The 19,760-nt window shown below is 39.6% G+C and carries 17 protein-coding genes, 1 tRNA gene and 1 other RNA gene; 12 read left to right on the top strand and 7 right to left on the bottom strand.

Annotation, left to right across the window (positions count from 1 at the left end; translation table 11 throughout):
- Positions 1-28: 28 nt before the first annotated feature.
- From BM207_RS13065 to ssrA, 3 genes are all read left to right on the top strand, one after another.
- Positions 29-421: a DUF1573 domain-containing protein gene (locus tag BM207_RS13065; RefSeq protein WP_090994829.1), complete on the top strand. Its 393-nt coding sequence runs from the start codon at positions 29-31 to the stop codon at positions 419-421.
- Between the two features lie 62 nt (positions 422-483).
- Positions 484-1,683 carry a pyridoxal phosphate-dependent aminotransferase gene (locus BM207_RS13060; protein ID WP_090994826.1) on the top strand — a complete coding sequence of 400 codons (1,200 nt, stop codon included), beginning with the start codon at positions 484-486 and terminating at the stop codon, positions 1,681-1,683.
- Positions 1,684-1,716: 33 nt separating this feature from the next.
- Positions 1,717-2,083, top strand: a transfer-messenger RNA (tmRNA) gene (gene ssrA / locus BM207_RS13055).
- Positions 2,084-2,151: 68 nt separating this feature from the next.
- Here ssrA and BM207_RS13050 read toward each other — a convergent pair.
- The 6 genes from BM207_RS13050 to BM207_RS13025 form a co-directional block, all read right to left on the bottom strand.
- Positions 2,152-2,706: a DUF1572 family protein gene (locus BM207_RS13050; RefSeq protein WP_245768108.1), complete on the bottom strand. Its 555-nt coding sequence runs from the start codon at positions 2,704-2,706 to the stop codon at positions 2,152-2,154.
- 60 nt (positions 2,707-2,766) lie between these two features.
- Positions 2,767-4,911, bottom strand: a complete 2,145-nt coding sequence (locus tag BM207_RS13045) for an FN3 associated domain-containing protein (RefSeq protein ID WP_090994819.1) — start codon at positions 4,909-4,911, stop codon at positions 2,767-2,769.
- A gap of 3 nt (positions 4,912-4,914) precedes the next feature.
- Positions 4,915-5,700, bottom strand: a complete 786-nt coding sequence (locus BM207_RS13040) for a chitobiase/beta-hexosaminidase C-terminal domain-containing protein (protein ID WP_090994814.1) — start codon at positions 5,698-5,700, stop codon at positions 4,915-4,917.
- On the bottom strand, positions 5,697-6,737 hold the full coding sequence (locus BM207_RS13035) for an NHL repeat-containing protein (RefSeq protein WP_090994809.1): 1,041 nt from the start codon (positions 6,735-6,737) through the stop codon (positions 5,697-5,699). The genes BM207_RS13040 and BM207_RS13035 overlap by 4 nt, the downstream gene beginning before the upstream one ends.
- 2 nt (positions 6,738-6,739) lie before the next feature.
- Positions 6,740-8,188 carry a DUF1501 domain-containing protein gene (locus BM207_RS13030; protein ID WP_090994803.1) on the bottom strand — a complete coding sequence of 483 codons (1,449 nt, stop codon included), beginning with the start codon at positions 8,186-8,188 and terminating at the stop codon, positions 6,740-6,742.
- A 162-nt stretch (positions 8,189-8,350) separates the two neighbouring features.
- Complete coding sequence (locus BM207_RS13025) at positions 8,351-10,678, bottom strand: PSD1 and planctomycete cytochrome C domain-containing protein (RefSeq protein WP_090994800.1); 2,328 nt, start codon at positions 10,676-10,678, stop codon at positions 8,351-8,353.
- A gap of 429 nt (positions 10,679-11,107) precedes the next feature.
- Between BM207_RS13025 and BM207_RS13020 the strand changes: the two genes are divergently transcribed.
- From BM207_RS13020 to BM207_RS12995, 6 genes are all read left to right on the top strand, one after another.
- Positions 11,108-12,634 (top strand): hypothetical protein, encoded by a 1,527-nt coding sequence (locus BM207_RS13020; RefSeq protein ID WP_090994797.1) that lies wholly within the window; start codon positions 11,108-11,110, stop codon positions 12,632-12,634.
- Between the two features lie 76 nt (positions 12,635-12,710).
- Positions 12,711-14,015 (top strand): MFS transporter, encoded by a 1,305-nt coding sequence (locus tag BM207_RS13015; RefSeq protein ID WP_090994793.1) that lies wholly within the window; start codon positions 12,711-12,713, stop codon positions 14,013-14,015.
- Complete coding sequence (locus BM207_RS13010; RefSeq protein ID WP_177217119.1) at positions 14,005-14,646, top strand: phosphatase PAP2 family protein; 642 nt, start codon at positions 14,005-14,007, stop codon at positions 14,644-14,646. The genes BM207_RS13015 and BM207_RS13010 overlap by 11 nt, the downstream gene beginning before the upstream one ends.
- Before the next feature lie 146 nt (positions 14,647-14,792).
- Positions 14,793-16,169, top strand: coding sequence for an exonuclease domain-containing protein (locus BM207_RS13005; RefSeq protein ID WP_090994786.1), 1,377 nt, complete (start codon positions 14,793-14,795; stop codon positions 16,167-16,169).
- A 107-nt stretch (positions 16,170-16,276) separates the two neighbouring features.
- Positions 16,277-17,155 (top strand): AraC family transcriptional regulator, encoded by an 879-nt coding sequence (locus BM207_RS13000; protein WP_090994782.1) that lies wholly within the window; start codon positions 16,277-16,279, stop codon positions 17,153-17,155.
- 106 nt (positions 17,156-17,261) lie between these two features.
- Positions 17,262-17,558, top strand: a complete 297-nt coding sequence (locus tag BM207_RS12995; protein WP_317040306.1) for a DUF983 domain-containing protein — start codon at positions 17,262-17,264, stop codon at positions 17,556-17,558.
- A gap of 1 nt (position 17,559) precedes the next feature.
- Here the strand turns inward: BM207_RS12995 and BM207_RS12990 are convergent, their stop codons facing one another.
- Complete coding sequence (locus BM207_RS12990; RefSeq protein WP_090994772.1) at positions 17,560-17,775, bottom strand: hypothetical protein; 216 nt, start codon at positions 17,773-17,775, stop codon at positions 17,560-17,562.
- A gap of 113 nt (positions 17,776-17,888) precedes the next feature.
- On the opposite strand from BM207_RS12990, the gene BM207_RS12985 reads away from it, so the two are divergent.
- The 3 genes from BM207_RS12985 to BM207_RS12975 all read left to right on the top strand — a co-directional run bounded on the left by BM207_RS12985 (position 17,889) and on the right by BM207_RS12975 (position 19,717).
- Complete coding sequence (locus BM207_RS12985) at positions 17,889-18,734, top strand: CvfB family protein (RefSeq protein WP_090995060.1); 846 nt, start codon at positions 17,889-17,891, stop codon at positions 18,732-18,734.
- The gene (locus tag BM207_RS12980; protein ID WP_090994768.1) at positions 18,734-19,537 is read left to right on the top strand and encodes an ABC transporter substrate-binding protein; all 804 of its coding nucleotides are present in this window, start codon (positions 18,734-18,736) and stop codon (positions 19,535-19,537) included. Before BM207_RS12985 ends, BM207_RS12980 begins: the two co-directional genes overlap by 1 nt.
- 98 nt (positions 19,538-19,635) lie before the next feature.
- Positions 19,636-19,717 (top strand) — tRNA-Leu (locus BM207_RS12975).
- Positions 19,718-19,760 lie beyond the last annotated feature (43 nt).

The following is a 19,760-nucleotide window of genomic DNA, read 5'->3' as shown; positions in this document are numbered from 1 at the left end:
CGTTAAATTTGTTATAAAACATAAGCACATGAAGAAGTTATTTTTATTAATCGCAATCGTTTTCGGCATTACAACCATTAGTATGGCCCAGGCAAAACCGGGAGAATTTAAATTCGATTCGGAAGTACATGATTTTGGAAACATTGTACTTGGAAAACCAGTTGTCCACACCTTTAACTTCACAAATATCGGCGAAGCCCCTATTATCATTACAAAAGTTGAAACTACCTGCGGCTGTACTGTACCTGAATACACTAAATTGCCTATTAAAAAAGGTGAAAAAGGCTTTATCAAAGTAACTTTAACTCCTGCAGGTCCAGCAGTTCCAATTGTTAAATCAATTACATTAACTTCTAATGCCAGAACCACAACAAAAGTACTCCTTATTAAAGGAGTATATGTGGAAGGAAATACAAAATAGTTACACACATTATTTACATTTAAAAAACCCGTTATATCAACGGGTTTTTTTATTTTTGCACCATGCCAAAAATATCAGACAAAGGGATACAGATGCCCGCCTCACCAATTAGAAAACTTACGCCTTTCGCCGACCAAGCTAAAGCAGCCGGCAAAAAAGTGTATCATTTAAATATCGGTCAACCCGACATTGCTACACCAGATGGTATGTTGGATGCAATTAAAAATATCGACTTCAATGTTTGGGCTTACACCCCATCGGAAGGTACGCTAAGCTACAGAACAAAATTAGCCAGCTATTATAATAAATTAGGTTACGATATTACTCCCGCTGATATTTTAGTAACAGTTGGTGGTTCTGAAGCCATTACCATCGCCATGCAGACCTGTGTAAACGAAGGGGATGAAATTATTATCCCAGAACCTTTTTATGCAAACTATAACGGCTTTGCCTGCATGAGCAACGTAGTAGTTAAACCAATTCTATCCCATATTGAGAATGGCTTTGCCCTTCCGCCAATTGCCGAGTTCGAAAAATTAATCACTTCAAAAACTAAAGCAATTATTATCTGTAATCCTAATAACCCAACTGGTTACTTATATTCAAGAGCAGAATTAGAGGCTTTAAAAGAACTGTGCTTAAAATATGATTTGTTCTTATTCTCTGATGAAGCTTACCGTGAATTCTGTTATGATGGAAGAGAGTTCATTTCTCCTATGCACTTAGACGGTTTAGCCGAAAATGTAGTAATCATGGACACAGTATCAAAGCGTTACAGTGCTTGTGGAGCTCGTTTAGGCTGTTTGATTACTAAAAACAAAGAAGTTATTGCTTCAGGCTTAAAATTTGCGCAAGCAAGATTAAGTCCCGGAATGGTAGAGCAAATTGCAGGCACTGCAGCCGTAGATACTCCAGATAGTTATTTTGAAGAAGTAAATAAAGAATATACCCTGCGTCGCGATACGTTGGTAAGTCGTTTAAACAATATGGATGGCGTATTTTGCCCTAATCCAGGCGGCGCATTTTACGTAGTTGCCAAATTCCCGATAGACGATGCCGATGCATTTTGTCAGTGGATGTTAGAAAGCTTTGAACACAATGGCGCAACTGTCATGATGGCACCTGCTACAGGATTTTACTCAAGTCCAGGTAGTGGCAAAAACGAAGTGCGGATGGCCTATGTATTAAATACCAGTGATTTAAATGCAGCAATGGATTGTTTAGCAGTTGCTTTAACACAATATCCGGGCAAAACTGCCTAATTTGGCATATATTTTGTAACTTTGTGGTTAAATGGGGCCGTTTTGGATTTGACAGGGTGGCGCTAAGTATGTTAGCATGCAGTGCGTTGTACGGAGAGCACTTAAAAGAGAACGTTCAAAACAATAATTGGCGAAAATAACTACGCCTTAGCTGCTTAATTTAGAATTAAATAGCTTTTGTCTCGCTAACTGCCGCAATGTTAGGTTAGCATCAGAGGCATCGAAATAACAATGCTAGCTTTTGTAGGGTACGATACATTTGCGAAACAAAGTACCTAAGGAGAAAGTCAAGGTCGGTTTCCAGCCCGACTCCTCCCGACAATTAATTGGAAAATAAGCATGTAGAAGGTGTAATTTATCACACAACTGGACAAGGGTTCGAACCCCTTCGGCTCCACAAATTTTAATCAAAAGCTGCGAAAAATCTTAGAAATTTCGCAGCTTTTTTTATTTCCAATACCGATTAAATTATATATCCGTAAAATGCCTTTTCGATTTTTCCTGCGAAAACTTTTCCAGATTGTAATCGGCCGATTTATTCCTTGGAATTGACAAACTTTCCCAATTTTCATTCGCAACCATCTTCGCAATAAAAACAATCTGCCCAATGTGATAAGGGTAATGTGCAAGCTGCCTATTAATTGCCTCCAACACAGTATGTCCTTCGTTACGGATGTAAACAATGTCTTCTAATTGCGCTGCTGTAAGATCATCGATAGCTGCTAACAAACATTTCCAACCCCTATCCCACTTGTCCATTAATTCGTCCTTAGTTAAGATCTTTGGTTCAAATTCTTCATCTCTATTTCGCCAAGTCTTCTCCCCATCGCTGGTTAAAAAATCAGTAAACCGAGATAACATATTTCCACTAATATGTTGCAATATCATAGCAATGCTATTACTCTCTTCATTATACTGCCAAAAAAATGCTTCATCAGGCAATTGTGCCATCGCCTTTTCTCCAAGCAATTTATAATATTCAAATTGCTTGATCACGCTAGTTAAATAATTTGTACTCATCATTAGAAAATAATAACAAACCTAAGCTTTATTTTTCACCTGCCACCAATTGGCTATTTAATCCTAATTTACCATTACCTCATCAAAAAATACCCAGGCCTTATCACCCTTTCCAGGATGCCAGCTAGGAAGGCTAAAAACGGGTGTAACCTTAATCCTCATAAATTTAACGGTTGCGGGACTAAACTTAACTTCAAACGCCGTTAAAAAAGGTGCTTTAACCATAGTGGGTTGCTCCGGACTAACACGACCCAATAATTTAAGTTGGTTTTCATCATTACCACCCCATATTTCTATATCCTTTGGTGGCATAATATAGCTACCAACATCAATCAAACCACTTAGTGTAACATTTTGAACCAAAGCAGGCTTTCCAAATTTCATCAGTACATCCATCTTGGTAAACCGCCAAGCAAGCCAGTTGCCCAACCTAAAGTTGGTATTTCCTGTCACAAAATCATGTAACATCTTGCTCTTTCCACTATAACCCGGTTCAGGAGGCATCATAAACACTGCGGTATCAGGCACATATTTGCTGGTATAAAAATTCTTCTGCACCAAATTACTGCTTATCCAACCTGGTTTATAGGCTTTTGCCTTCACAAAAGTTTTACCGGTCATAACTTCAGGGCCCTTATAAAGCAGTGAATGAACACTATCTGGCTCACTCCCATCAGTTGTGTACCGAATTTTGACACCGTTGATGTAATGCTTGATCACCAATGGCATAGAACCTCTGAAAACTGCTTCTTCACCTTCAATAATCGGTTCAGCTAGTTTTAACACAATGCTATCACCCTTAAAACCACTCTCTAAATGAATTGCTTTAAATTGTTGCTTCAATTGCGCAAGCTCTGTCCCAGATACTGGTGTACTCCATAAAAAAACTTTTTTAAGTTTGGCAAAACCTTTTAACTGTTGTAAATCTCTCGCCGTAATAGCTGTACCAGATAACGCCAATGTTTTTAAATATTTCAGTTTCTTCAACTCAGCCAAACCAAGCCCAGTTATATTGGTAAAATTCAAATTAAGCATCCGCAAATTCTCCAGCTCACTAACTAAATTCAAATCCACATCTTTTATGGGCATTTTTGCCAGATCAAGCGATACAATTTGTTCTTTCACTGCCAACAAATCCCTCAATTGCTCAGGTTTAAACAATCGGCTATGGAAGAAATTAACAACTAAACCCGGTGAATTAGCGGCTTCTCTAAGCACCACGCGATTGGCAGTATTTAATTGCCGAATGGTACTTTCAGCAGCAGATTCAAATGAATAACTTTCCGTTTCTTTTGGCCTAAGCAAATTAGCAGCAATGGTATAAAGCGTATCTTTTGATTCTAGTTTTGCAACACGCAAATTAAAGTCCGCACCCTTTTTAATCCACTGGCTAAGAATCGTAATTTCTAACGGGGTTAACTGGGTTTTCCCTACCGGAGGCATATGTTTCTTATCCTCCACAGGTAAATGAACTCTCCTCAGCATCAAGCCCAAATCGGGTTCCGAAAGATCCCATAACACTCCACTTTTACCGCCTTTTAACAATTGGGCTTCGGTATCCATCACCAAGCCACCTTTAGCCTTTGTATTATTGTGACAGCCGATACACTTAGCCTGTAAAATGGGTTTTACCATATGGGTGTAAACTTCAGCATCTGCCAAATCTATTGCAATTAATCTGTCTTCCAACCGTAGTGGACCAGTTAAAAAATCATCACCATGAGTAATGGAAGCACCTTGGTGACCAGCAAACGTAACCAAACCAACCGCAATCACAGCTACACTTAACGCTAATAGCTTTTTTGAATGGAGGGCTTTACGAAAAATATACCATAACAAAGCAAGTATAGAAACAGCAGTCCCGCTCCACTTATGCCAGGCTAAACTTGCAGGATCATAACCAGCTTCTTTACTTAACAACAAGCCAATTACAGCAGTAAGAGCCGCAGTTAGCGCAGCAGCAAGCAACAAGGCATCTATAAAACTTGTAAAATCTTCGTCGCCACGATATTTAGCATAAAAACAAATTAGAATAACAGCATAAAGCACCATTAACACCAACGGAAAATGCAATAACATAGGATGCATTCTGCCCGCTACTTGCAACCACATTGGAATGGATATGCTGGCTTCGAAAATTAGCAGAAATACCAACAAACAATTAAGCAAAATAGAAAGGTTAAATAAAGAATTTTTCAAACGCTGCATAGGTTAATATACTTTTAGTTCGTCCATAAACAAATGGGCGTGTTCGCCCTTGCTGACATGCCAATCGGGCATCTTTTTCATGGTACACAACCTTAGGTGAATAAGGCTTGTTGCAAATTGTTTAGCGAGTTTAATAGTTTGAGCACTACATGCTCTTGGTGCAAATTGATCACTTTCATAAGTCTCTTCTCCCATTTTAAGATAGGTTCTCCTTAAATCGTCATAACCATAAAGTAAAATCTTTTCAGGTAAAAAAATCCAGCTCTGTTGATCCACCAGAAAATTAAGGAGTACAGATTGTATAGTTTCCTTTTTTTGTAAGTGAACCCATACATCCACCGTGTCGACATTAAAACCCAACCAGTTTTGATTGTGAAAATCAGGCATTCCGCCCAAATTATCATGCAAAACATCTTTGCCACTGTTAGTGTAAGCTGGGTTTGGCTTCGAAAATTCAATCCCCCTAATCTTTTTACCATCCTTAAAAAAAGAGGCAGTCACCGTTTCCGAAGCATCAAAAGCCTTCGCGAATGAGCGTGCCTTTAACGTGCAATTTGTGATAATAGTAATTGGGTCGGAGTAAAGTAAATCGTGTCGGGTAGGCTCCTTTCCATCAAGCGTATACCTTATTTCGGCTCCCGGCTGCCTAAAGCGCAGTTGAACCTGGGTGCTCCCAGTAAAAAACGCTGAAGGGTATGTTAATAAAGGTGGTGCTAACTGCAAATGGTCCTGACAAAACCCGGCACCGAATATCAATAGTAAAAAGAGCGTTAATAAGTTTTTAATCATACAGGCATCAATTTATAAGGATATACCTGACCGGAGTTCCATTGCGCAACATATAGGTTCTCATCATTATCAACACATACGTCATGTGGATATTGAAATGCTTTAACAGTTTGATACATTTCTTCTAACTGGTCGTTGTGGTAAGTTGGCGTACTCCCTCCAAGACTCGAAACAACTTTGAAGGATTTATCCAAAATGATCACGAAACCAGATTGTTCTCCCTGCCTAGCATTGGTTTGCAAAACAGCGGCGTATAGGTAATCGCCTCTTATTACGGGTCTGCAAACCCAGGCACCGGGCAACGGAATGGTTTCTACATAAACCCCTTCCATCGTATAGCGCTTAAAGGCATTGTGTTGCCGGGAAGTTACAATAAGGCAAGGTGCTAAAGGGTTTCTGGTATCAACACAAATGCCATGGGCATTTAATAAATACTGATCACCTTCTCCTCTCCCGCCAAAATGCCTGATATAGTTACCCTTATAATCGTATTGAATAATAAAATCTTTCCCATAACCATCTGCTACATAGATATCGCCATTAGGCGCAATAGCGGTTTCCGTGGGTACAAACTCTTCTGCTTTGCTATATTTACCTGTTTCTTTAGGGTAATTTAATGTCAACAAAGGCTTCCCATCAATGGTTGTTTTAAATACCTGATGAAGGCTATTATCACAAATAAACAAAGTGTCGGGGCCATTCTCATTAAATAAAGTTAACCCATGCGCTCCGGGATACTGATTACCCCATGCCTTAACCAACTTTCCATCCTGTTGATATACAAGCACATTGTTTTTAATTTCATTAGTTAAAAGAAGGATGTGACCTTGTTTATCCTGCACCATTTCATGACAGTCTTTTACCGGATGCTGTGCAAAACTGGCCTGATTCCATTTGGTATCTAAACGATATCGTTTTTGGGCATGGCCTAATATGGTGTCTTCTTTGGGCGACCATGATGCCTTCAAAGCCGATGGCAAACATAATAGGCCTGCTGCAGTTAAGGCCGACTGCCTTATAAATTCTTTACGTTTCATCGTTATGCAATTAGGCCATCTAATACTTTTCCTGCGACATCTGTTAATCGGTAGCGCCTGCCTAAATGTTTAAAATTAAGCTGCTCGTGGTTCAAGCCCATTAAATTTAGCACCGTAGCATGGAAGTCGTTCACGTGTACCGGGTCTTTGGTAATATTATAACCAAACTCATCGGTTTCGCCATAAACGCCGGGCTTTACACCGCCGCCTGCCATCCAAATAGTGAAACTACGAGGATGATGATCCCTTCCGTAACTTTCTTTGGTTAATACACCCTGACAATAATTGGTACGGCCAAATTCACCACCCCATATTACCAAAGTTTCATCCAATAACCCTCTCTGTTTAAGATCAGTAATAAGCGCTGCCGAAGATTGGTCAACATCCATACACTGTCCCTTTATTTGATTGGGCAAACTATCATGCGCATCCCATCCTTGATGATATAACTGTACGAAGCGAACACCGTTTTCCGAAAGTTTTCTCGCTAATAAGCAGTTTGCAGCATAGGTACCGGGCGTTAAACAATCAGATCCATATAGCTTAATGGTATCTTCAGGCTCCTTGCTCATATCGGTAATATCCGGAACTGCCGTTTGCATCCGGTAGGCAAGTTCATACTGCTGTATTTTTGCATTAATCTCCGGATCACCAAACTCACCATAGGTCTCATTGTTGAGCGCAGCAACGTTATCTAACATTTTCCTGCGGTCAACCTTGTCAATTCCATTGGGATTGTTTAAATATAATACAGGATTCTCTCCACTGCTAAACTGAACGCCCTGGTGTATGGAATCTAAAAAGCCGTTAGACCATAATTTTGAATAAACACCCTGCCCGTTCCCCTTTCCTTTCGATAGTAATACACAAAATGCAGGTAAGTTGGCATTTTCGCTTCCCAAGCCGTAGCTAAGCCAGGAACCCATACTGGGACGATTGCCAACTTGCGCACCGGTTTGAAAAAACGTTAAAGCAGGGTCATGGTTAATTGCTTCGGTATGCATTGTCTTGATAAAACAAAGGTCATCTACTACCTTTGCAGTATGCGGAAGCAATTCACTAATCCATGCTCTCGATTCGCCATATTGATTGAATTTGAAGTACGAACCCGCTAAGGGAAATTTTTTCTGTTCAGCTGTCATACCCGTTAAGCGTTGCCCATTCCGAATGGATTCAGGTAAATCTTGACCATGCATTGTTTCCAATAATGGCTTATAGTCGAACAGATCCAGTTGCGAAGGAGCCCCATTTTGGAATAGATAAATAATCCGCTTAGCTTTAGGCGCAAAGTGGGGTAAATTAGACAATAGCGCTTCCTGCTTTTCAGGATTATTGAAAAGGTCGGGCGTTATCAACGAGCCCAATGCCACCCCACCCAATCCCATTCCCATACTATACAGAAAGCGACGACGGTTAACATTTAACCCGTGTTCTAAAATACCCTTTTCCATATCCCTGTTTTTTATAACGTTATTATTTAGTGCTCATTTAAATTAAATCGTCACCCCGCCCGCCATTGCGAAGTATCCCGTCATTGCGAGGTACGAAGCAATCTCACAGCATAACTTCCATCCTAAGATTGCTGCGTACCTCGCAATGATGCAACCAAACAACTAACTCTTCATAATCGCTTCTTCCATATTATAAATCGTACTGATTACCTTCATCAACGCTGCCGATTGCTTCAAATCAACCTTGTTATTTAAAGGAAACTCCCCCTGTTTTAAGGTAAGCTTCGCATTTAACTTATTTTGCTGAAACAATTCAAATTGCTCACGGTAATAGCTTTCCAGAATTTGGCTTTCCTTCGCCGTTATCTTTCTACAAATTATCCTTTTAAAAGCTTTGGCTATCTTTTCTGGAACAGTAGATCTTTCAGTTAATAAGTTTTGTGCCAGCACGCGACTGCACTCCATTACACCCGGATCATTCATCATAATCAAAGCCTGTAAAGGGGTATTAGTTTTCAATCGGCTGGTTTCACATTGATCCCTATTGCTCGCATCAAACATAGCCATGCCTGGTGGAGGGACCGTGAGCTTAATGAAAGTATAAAGCCCTCTTCTATACAAATCGTCGCCATGATCTTGTTTGTAGGTCGCCAGAGCGCCCCTACCCGATGTGGCCGCTTCCCATAAACCCTTTGGTTGATACGGCTTTACACTAGGTCCACCAATCTTTTTAACTAGCATCCCACTACTTGATAAATAAAGGTCACGAACAAACTCTGCCTTTAAGCGAATTCTTGAGCGCCGCGACAAATAAACATTCTCAGGGTCTCTTTTGAGGTGTTCCTTAGTTATTTTAGCCGATTGTTGGTAGGTGGCCGACAGGGCAATTTTTTTGACCAAACGTTTCATGTCCCATCCATGTTCCATAAAATCGACCGCTAGCCAATCCAATAGCTCCGGATGCGAAGGCAACTCCCCTTGCATTCCAAAATCTCCGGAGGTTTTAACCAAACCTCTTCCAAAAAACTCTTGCCACATCAAATTCACAAACACACGTGCCGTTAAAGGATTACTTTTGTCTACGGTCCACTTAGCTAAACCGACCCTGTCAGGGGTGTATTTAGCAGGATCGAATTTCATTACCGCTTTAATAGCTGTTGGTTTTACCGCTTCACCTGGCTGATTGTACTCGCCCCTATTAAGTAAAAAGGTTTTACGCAAGGTGTCTAATTCACCCATCACCGAAACCGTCATCGCAGCGGTATCTTGCTCATTAATGAAAGTTAATAACTTGCGTCTTTCGCTATGTGTAATAGTTAATATGGGATTTTTTGCAGGCTTCGATACCTCTACCGAACCTTCATATCCAAGCTCCTTCGTATTGTTAAAAAAGGCCAATAATGAATAATAGTCCTTTTGAGAAAATGGATCATATTTATGATCATGGCATTGTGCGCATTCCATTGTAACTCCCAATATACCCTTACTAAAAGTCTTGGTCTTATCAATGGCGTACTGTACACGATATTCTTCGGGAATCACCCCACCTTCTTCTGTGTATTTATGATTTCTTAAAAAAGCAGTTGCAAGAACCTGTTCCTTAGAGGCATTTGGTAGCATATCGCCCGCAATTTGCCAGGTTAGAAACTTATTGTAAGGCATATTGTTATTGAAAGCATGTATGACCCAATCTCTCCACGGCCATTGTGTGCGCACATTATCATCTTGATAACCATAACTATCAGCATAACGGGCAACATCCATCCAATGAACAGCCATTTTTTCCCCATATTGTGGCATTTTTAACAACTGATCAACCATGCGCTCCAATGCCCTATCCGAAGGATCTGCCATAAAACTATCCATCATCGCAATAGTTGGAGGCAAGCCCGTAATGTCCATTGAAACTCTCTTCAACAAACGCTCCTTATCAGCCTGCTCATTGTGCCGCAAACCCATTTCCTCCATTTTATTAAGCACAAAATAATCAATTTCATTCTTTGGCCAGCTTTTATCGTCAACTAGAGGAATTGATTTTTTTTTAGGCGCGGTAAAGGCCCAATGCGTCTCATATTTTGCGCCCTGCTTAATCCACTTCTTAAATAATGCAATCTGATAGTCCGTTAAAGTACCTAAATGAGATTCTGGAGTGGGCATTACATACGAAGTATCCTTTGAAGATATTCTCCTAAAAAGCTCCGACAACTCAGGTTTGCCTGGCACAAGTGCGAAAGCACCCTTAGTCTCCTTCAATGGTGCATAAGCACTATCAGCAAGATCTAAGCGCAAACCCGCTTGGCGGTGACTTCCATCTGGACCGTGACAGTTAAAGCATTTATCGGAAAGAATGGGACGGATGTGAAAATTATAACTTACGCTTTCAGGTAAAGCAGTAGATCCACCCGCTCGTGAGCCACTATCAAAAAAATAGACAGCCGTCATCACGAATAGCATGATAGCCAGTCCCACGAAGAGTTTCTTCTTATTCATACCGCTACGGCGCTTACTAAATGGTTTTTGTAACCTAAATATAGGCAATGTCTACCCATATTAATAACAAAATCCAATTTTATTTGCGCAAGTAAGTACTTGCAATCATATTAGCATGCATATAGTTGCTAGTTATGAAAAATAGAAGAGACGTATCAGGCAATAGCCAATCCTACCCGAATTTGGATTGATCACAATTAAACAAAATGTTAGAGAACGCCCATGCAGGTAGATTAATCAAGAAAATTAACCCATTGATCAGCAAAATATACTATTTATGTAAGTACTTACATAAATAATTTACTACACTGGTTTTTCAAAATACTTCATTTGTATGTTTCAGCGCAAATAAATAGGCAAATAATTAATTTGGCATGAGTTTTGTTAAAATATAGGTAAGTACTTACATATTATTAAACACACACACAAATGAAGAATTATTTTAGACTAACAGCCGTCCTCTTAGGGAGTATCGCCCTATTTTTGAGCTCCTGCAAAGTTGAGCCAGACATCCATGTAGATCCAGACAAGGATGAGCCATCAAGTTACACCTTAAAAATCAGCATTGCCCCACCTTCTGGCACACACAGCGATTTAAATGATCTCTCTGCAGTTATTTCCCTAACTAAAGAAAATGGAGAAACGGTATTAACCGACAAAGTCCTTGAACTTACCCACAATGGAAAGTACAATACCCCAGAAATTCCAGTTACCAAAGGTAACTACAAGCTCGTTAAACTGATAGTTAAAAAAGCGGACGGTTCAGTCATCTATGCAAGCCCGATCACCGGCTCATTAAAAGCTAATCATGTAAGCAAATCCCTGGCGCTCAACGCTAACATTACTACAGCCAAAACAACACTTGATGTGGAAGTTCTACCAGTAACAACAACAGAGAGGCCTCAGGATTTTGGGTATATTGACGGTACATTTAATGAAAAACCAACGGAAAACCCCGCCACAGAATTCACAATCACCATCAAACCGTTATTTACTATCGGAAATGTAGTGTATGACAGCATACCTGTTTCCTTAAAACTCACAACCTACCCAATTACAGGCGAACCACTTACAACCATACAGGCTTTAGGAGCGGGTGAAAAAAAACTTACACTTTCTAAACAGGCTACAAAGTACACCCTCAGCATTACGAAATGGGGAATGAACGCTTCGGCAACTATCCTACCGAACGATATGAAAGACGGCATCACCTACTCACTAGCAGGAAGCAAGGCAGCGAAAAAACTGAAATATGTATCTGTTTACCGCCCGTCGGGAAACAGCTGGCTACCCGATACCAGAGAAGAATATTTATACGAAAATGAAAAGCTTAACCTCATCAATCATTACAGAAAAGCCGCCGATAATTCAAACCTGCTCGAAATGAAAGAAGAAATCATTTATGAGAACAACCGCATAAGCAAAATCAAAAAATCTAAAGATGACTATATCGCCTCCTATACCTATAAGAGTGATGGTAAATTAGACCGTATTGCTTACACAGATCGCGATGGGCAAACTTCCGGCATGATAAACTATGTAGCATTACCTGGTAGAACAGGGGTCACCGATAACTATGGCGTTGGAACTGATCGCGAATCCTCTAAATTCTATTACAAACAATATATCAGCTATGAAATCTTAGGGGGAAATGTACGTAAATACAATTATGCAACCTCACATGGCGATTCAGAAAGTACGTTGATAGATTACGATTTCCAAATCAATCCATATATCCATTTACACCTACCAGAATTAGGGCTGAATACCCTCTCTAAAAACAATGTAACTCAACGTGTTGCCACTTACAGCGTTACAATCCCACAACATGACGCTTACGAGTACAGCTATGTGTATGACTCAGAAGGTTACCCAACAGAACTTTATACAAAATACCGCATCCCCGGAACCGCAACGACGATATTCACTACTAAAACGGTCTTTAATTACTACTAATAGAAATTAGCTTTTTACAGATAAGAGGTGTTCAATACTGCAACACCTCTTGTTTTTTTGCACTATCTTAGTTGCAATGAAATCAGCTGACCACCATAAAATATCCTCCTCGCGCCTAAAGGCTATTTTCGGAGGTTCAATCGGAAACCTGGTAGAATGGTATGATTGGTACGCTTACGCAGCTTTTGCAATCTATTTTTCTGCTGCTTTCTTTCCTAAAGAAGATGCCACCGTTCAATTGCTCAACACAGCAGGCATCTTTGCACTGGGCTTTTTAATGCGCCCATTAGGTGGTTATATTTTCGGCCGTTTAGCAGATCGTATGGGCCGTAAAAAATCAATGACACTCTCTGTGCTTTTAATGTCGTTTGGCTCCTTGTTAATCGCCGCAACCCCTACCTATCAAACCATTGGAATAGGTGCACCAATCTTGCTCCTAACCGCAAGGTTATTACAAGGGTTAAGTGTTGGTGGCGAATATGGAGTATCAGCAACCTATCTGAGTGAAATGGCCACAAAAAACAGAAGGGGCTTTTACTCAAGCTTTCAATATGTAACGTTAATCGGCGGACAACTATTAGCACTTGCCATCCAGCTGGCATTACAAAAGGTATTCCTAACCGACTCGCAATTACATGAATGGGGTTGGCGGATACCTTTTATTTTCGGAGCCATATTGGCCGTCGTAGCGCTTTATCTCCGGAAAAATCTGGAAGAAACCCAGGCTTTTGAAAGTCAGAAAAATCATACCTCCAATAAAAAAGGAACACTACAAGAGCTATTAAAACATCCAAAAGCGGTGCTCACGGTAATCGGTTTAACTTTAGGGGGCACGTTAGCGTTCTATACCTACACCACTTATATGCAAAAATTCTTGGTCAACACCGTTCACATGAGCAAAGAGCAGTCTACCTTAATGTCTTTTACAACGTTATTTATTTTTGCTTGTCTGCAACCCGTATTTGGCGCACTTTCTGATAAAATTGGTCGCAGGCCCTTGCTAATCGGCTTCGGCATTGCCGGAACCTGTGGTACTGTTCCATTACTTACTTTATTAAGTCAAACAACTTCCCAACTCCAAGCGTTCTTATTATTAATGTTAGCTTTAGTTATTGTAAGTGGTTACACGAGCATTAATGCAATCGTAAAAGCAGAGTTATTTCCAGCACAAATAAGGGCTTTGGGAGTCGGACTACCATATGCTCTCACCGTAGCTATTTTTGGAGGAACTGCTGAATACATCGCCCTTTGGCTAAAAGATAGACAACATGAGCATTATTATTATTGGTACATCACAGGCTGTATTTTTATTTCCCTCATAGTATATGTATCAATGAAAGATACCAAAATTGACTCAAAATTAGATGCTGATGAAAAGTAAACGCCATTTAATACAGCTAGCTGTCCTCACATTAACGCTTGCCTTTACCCTGCTCACTTTTTATATAAGCGCAAATCCAATTCCGTCATTCGACCACAAAATATCCCTCCTTCTTCAAAAATACCACTCAGATGTGTTGGATAAAATTATGATAGCTATCAGTCTTTTTGGCGAATTACCCTATTCTTTTGTGATGATATTCCTTGTTTCAATCGGCTTTTACCGACTCAAATACAAAAGAGAATCGCTATTTGTCCTATCTATACTCCTATCCGGATTGATCATCTTGGGCATTAAGAATATAATCGACCGGCCACGCCCTACTGAATTTTATGTCAGGCTGGTAGAAATTAACCGGTTTCAAAGCTACCCCAGCGGACACGTACTCTCCTACATTTTGTTCTTCGGATTTATGATCATTTTAATGAAACAACTAACAGACCTGTCCACTTTAACAAGAAACCTAATCACTTACATTTCCATGTTCTTTATCATTACGATCCCTTTTTCCCGGGTATATTTAGGTGCGCATTGGTTTAGTGATACCTTGGCAGGATTTATATTGGGATTGATTTGCCTAATCATCTTGAGCTACCTCTATTTACGGCCCCTAAAAAAGAACCGGGGATAAAACATAAAGTCCTATCCCCGATATCTAAATTAACGCTCTCCTATATAAGACGACATTTTCCAAGGTTTATTGTATAAGGTGTAAAAATTTTAACTTTACCGCTAATTACTAATATTTTTAGTATATTTGTTTCCCATTCCCAATTTATGTTATACGCAGTTGTAGATATTGAAACAACAGGTGGTTATGCCGCTCATCATGGAATTACAGAAATTGCCATCTTAATTCACGATGGTGAAAAGATTATTAAACAATACGACACCTTAGTTAATCCGCACCAAAACATTCCGGTTTATATACAGGCATTAACAGGAATAAATGATGAAATGGTCTCGAATGCGCCCGATTTTAGAACGGTAGCAGACGAAATTTATCACTTATTACACGATAAAATTTTCGTAGCCCATAATGTAAATTTTGATTACTCCTTTATTAAGCATCATTTAGAAGCCTGTGGCTATCTGTTAAATAGCAAGAAATTGTGCACTGTTAGACTGAGCCGAAGATTATTCCCCGGCCTCCCTTCCTACAGTTTAGGAAAGTTATGCACTTCCTTATCCATACCTTTAACCAATAGGCATCGTGCCGAAGGGGATGCAAGTGCCACGGCCATACTGCTGGCAATGCTTATCGAAAAAGATACCGGTGGCTTAATTGCAGATACCCTGAAAAAAACTTCAAAAGAACAAGTACTACCTGCAAATCTCCAAAAATCGCAAATTGATAATTTACCCAATACTCCAGGGGTTTATTATTTTAAAGATCATAAAGGAAAAGTAATTTACGTAGGGAAGGCTAAACAAATTAAAAAGCGGGTATGTACGCATTTCACCGGGCATAGCATTACACAACAGCGGCAAAATTTCTTAAAAGATATCCATACAATCGATTACCAAGAATGTGGAACTGAATTGATGGCATTTATATTAGAAGCCGCAGAAATCAAGAAGTTATGGCCGGAAAATAACAGGGCTATGAAACGCTTCGAACAAAAGTATTCGCTTTATCATTTCGAAGATCAAAATGGATACATCCGCTTAGGAATAGATAAGTATCGAAACAATGGCACCGTGCTATATAGCTTTAACCATTTATTGGAAGGCCATCAACTACTACGAACAATTGCCGGTGAGCATCTGTTATGTGAAAAACTCTGTTTTATTCAAAAACAAAAAGCCGCATGTACAGGCCACGCAAACGGAACCTGCCTAGGTGCGTGTATTGGGGCAGAAAGCGTAGACGATTATAATCATCGCGCTAAACAGGCTATCGAAGAATTACAAAACCTGTTGCCTTCATTTGCTTTAATTGATAATGGAAGAGCTGAAGATGAAAAAAGTTGCTTATGGGTTGAAAGAGGGAAGTTCTATGGTATGGGATATATTTCCAATCACGTCGATATAAATGATTTGGAAACGCTTAAATCAGTGATCACACCCTATCCTTCTAACGACTATATCATGAATATGATTTTATCCCATAGCAGCCAATTTCCCCATAAAAAAATCCTGATCAATCCTTAGTCTTACTCGCCTGTCATTGCGAGCATGGCGAAGCAAGCTAAGTAAAAAATACCTTTTTTCGTTTAAATTATACCTTTCTAAAGGAAATTAAAACCTTACCTTTGAATATGAGTTCAAAGATCCCCATTTATGCGATTGAAACACTAAAATCATACAAAAATGAAGGGATTCTAGTGAGTGAATTTGGCCACTACCTCAGTCAGAATGAACAGCTATTAAAACCCCATAAGCACACATTTTACCATTTGGTATTTTTTACGGAAGGTGAAGGAGAACAGCAAATTGATTTTAAAAAGTTTGACATCAAACCCGGCCTCATTTATTTTATGATTCCCGGTCAGGTACACCATTGGAATTTTAGCACAAAGCCCTCTGGATACCTTATTAATTTTGCCAGAACCTATTTTAGTTCGTTGCTACTAGCAACAGATTATTTGAGCCGTTTTCATTTTTTTAGCGGACAACCAAATGCTCAAGTACTAGCACTCCCACCAGAAATCCAGCAAAAGATCACCGCTATATTTGAAGACATCTTAAAGGAAGGCCTACACGAAGCACCTGTAAACGACGATTTAGTTAAAATCTTACTCCTGAGAGTGTTTATAGAAATAGCCAGGTTTCAAGCTACGCTTGAACCTTTTAATAAGGAAACTTATAACCATACACTCTTAGCTAATTTTATGGCACTTATAGAAAGTAACTACACCGACCTAAAGCTGCCAAAGCAATATGCCGCTTTATTATATATTACACCCAATCATCTAAACGCTTTATGCAATGACTTTTTGGGAGTTTCTGCCGGCTCTTTAATTCGTGACCGGGTTTTGCTAGAAGCCAAAAGATTATTAGTCAATGTAGACTTAAGAATTAGTGAAATAGCAGATCAGCTTAATTTCACAGACCAATCGTATTTTATTAAATTCTTTAAGAAATACGAGAAAATGACCCCAGAGAAATTTAGAAAATCAATTATACATGGAAACTGAACAAAAAATAATAGGACAATGGCATGGACTTTCAAACTCCAAATGCCCCCGGTGTAGAGTTGGGAAAGTTTTTAACGGCCCGGTATATAGCTTAAAGGCGCAACAGATGAACGAATACTGCCCACATTGTGGACTAAAATTCGAAAGAGAGCCAGGTTATTTCTACGTAGCAATGTTTGTGAGTTACGCAATGAATGTCGCGGAAATGATCACCATCTCTGTCGCAGCCTACGTATTCGGCCTCACCTTGGAGTATGAAAATCTCTGGTATTTCGTGGCAATTTTAATAGGAGCTTCGGTGATATTTTCTCCCTTTAATTACCGTTACGCTAGAATGATATTATTATACTGGCTCTCCCCAGGGCTGCATTATGAACCTGGCCGTAAACTTAAAAGAAACTAACTCAAAGAATCACATATTTAATAGACCCCCAATCCCAAAGAGATTTGGATTCCATTTTGTGTTCTGCTTCCATTTGCTTTTCCGCTTTCTCTTTACGGTCCTTTACATAATTTTCCGTGGTGCCGGTTGCATGCGCGCTATTCGGCTCATCAGATCGCTGAGGTGAATTATGTGGCGTGCTAATTCCATTTTCAGTAAATTTTTGATCTTCTTGCATGACTATGAATTTTATGCTGTACATCCTAATAACAAGGATGGATAATTATGGTTTTCAATTTCCTAAAACCATTAAGAATATTTAATAGTAACTTTGCTTTTTCAAAGCATAACATGATAACGATAGGAAAATTTAACGATCTACAAATAGCAGCAAAAAATAGCGATGGCTTAAGTCTGTCTGACGGGCACAGAGAAATCTTATTGCCATATAGCGACGTACCCGCTAATGTGGAAATTGGCGACAACATTACCGTATTCGTATTTGTAAATAAGGATGGACAAACGATTGCCACTACCAAGAAAGCGCTGGCACAGGTAGCTGATTTTGCTTGTTTAACAGTTGTTGATGTAACAGAGGACGGTGCATACTTAGATCTGGGCATCGGAAAAGACGTGTATGTTCCTACCCGGGATCAAAAACGCCCAATGCAGCTGGACGAAAGTTATGTGGTGTATCTTTACCTGGATGAGAGTAATCAAAGAATGCTAGCTTCCTCACGTTTAGACCGCTTTATTGAAGAAGAAGACTTTGAAATTGATGAAGGTGATGAAGTGAGTCTGCTAATTAGCGAGAAAACAGACCTTGGTTTTAATGCCATTATTAACAACCGGTACATTGGCCTTCTCTACCACAATGAGCTATTTGCTAATCTAAAAGTCGGCGAACAGCGTAAAGGGTGGATCAAAAAGATCCGTATTGAAGGCAAGATAGATCTTAGCTTACAGCCATTGGGCTATAGTCATATCCTGGACACCAAAGATGTACTATTGAAAGAGTTGAGAGAACGTGGCGGCAAAATTGCGCTGGGCGACAAAAGTACGCCAGAAGAAATTTATGAGCGTTTCCAGATCAGCAAAAGCGCCTTCAAAAAAGCAATTGGTGGGCTATATAAGGAACGGATTATTACCATTGGCGATCACGAAATTAGCATAGTGGTTGATAGCTTAGCAGACTGATGAGAAAATCGTTTACAGACCAAATGGGCAGGACAATAACCATAAATTATCCTCCCAAAAAAATCGTCTCCTTAGTTCCCTCTCAAAGCGAGCTTTTATTCGATTTAGGTCTAACTAACGAAATTATCGGTATCACCAAATTTTGTATCCACCCTATCGAGAAATTTGCAGGCTGCACGAAAGTTGGAGGCACCAAAAAACTTAAATTAAACCTCATTAGGGAGCTACAACCTGATCTTATTATCGGCAACAAAGAAGAGAATACACAAAGCGAGATTGAAGCTTTAATGCAGGATTTTCCAGTCTGGATGAGCGATATTACCAATCTCGAAGATGCTCTGCATACAATCCATCAAATTGGAGAGCTTGTAGATAGAAGTCCCGAAGCCGCTTATTTAAATCACCTGATTAATACGGGGTTTACAGACCTACAAACATTGGCGCTCAGCAAAAACATCAATAAACGAGCCGCTTACCTTATTTGGAAAGACCCCTATATGTTCGCCGGTCAACATACTTTTATTGATGATATCTTGAGAAAAATTGGACTTACCAATGTGGTTAAGCAATCCAGATATCCTTCCATGGACCTTGAAGAATTAAAAGCCGAAAACTGTGAACTGATTTTGCTTTCTTCAGAACCCTACCCTTTTAAAGAAAAACATATCGAAGAAATTGAGGCTGCCTTCCCTCATTCAAAAGTAATGTTGGTAGATGGAGAGATGTTTTCCTGGTATGGGAGTCGACTGGTTAAAGCGGTTGAGTATTTATTTTATTTACAGGACAAACTGGTAATTAGCTAATTAGCTAATTGATCAATTTGCTAATTAAAAATATTTTCTTTTCCTTTTTGAAAATTGACACAAAACGCTATCTTTGCAATCCAAAATAAATCCTAATTGCGGATGTGGCGTAATTGGTAGCCGCACCAGACTTAGGATCTGGCGCTTCACGGCGTGGGGGTTCGAGTCCCTTCATCCGCACTAATACCTGAAGCCGTTTCGATTAATTATCGGAACGGCTTTA

This window comes from Pedobacter insulae (genome assembly GCF_900113525.1).
GTDB classification, from domain to species: Bacteria; Bacteroidota; Bacteroidia; order Sphingobacteriales; family Sphingobacteriaceae; genus Pedobacter; species Pedobacter insulae.
The sequence above is the reverse complement of the archived record's forward strand: the minus strand, read 5'-3'. Positions and strand labels throughout refer to the sequence as shown.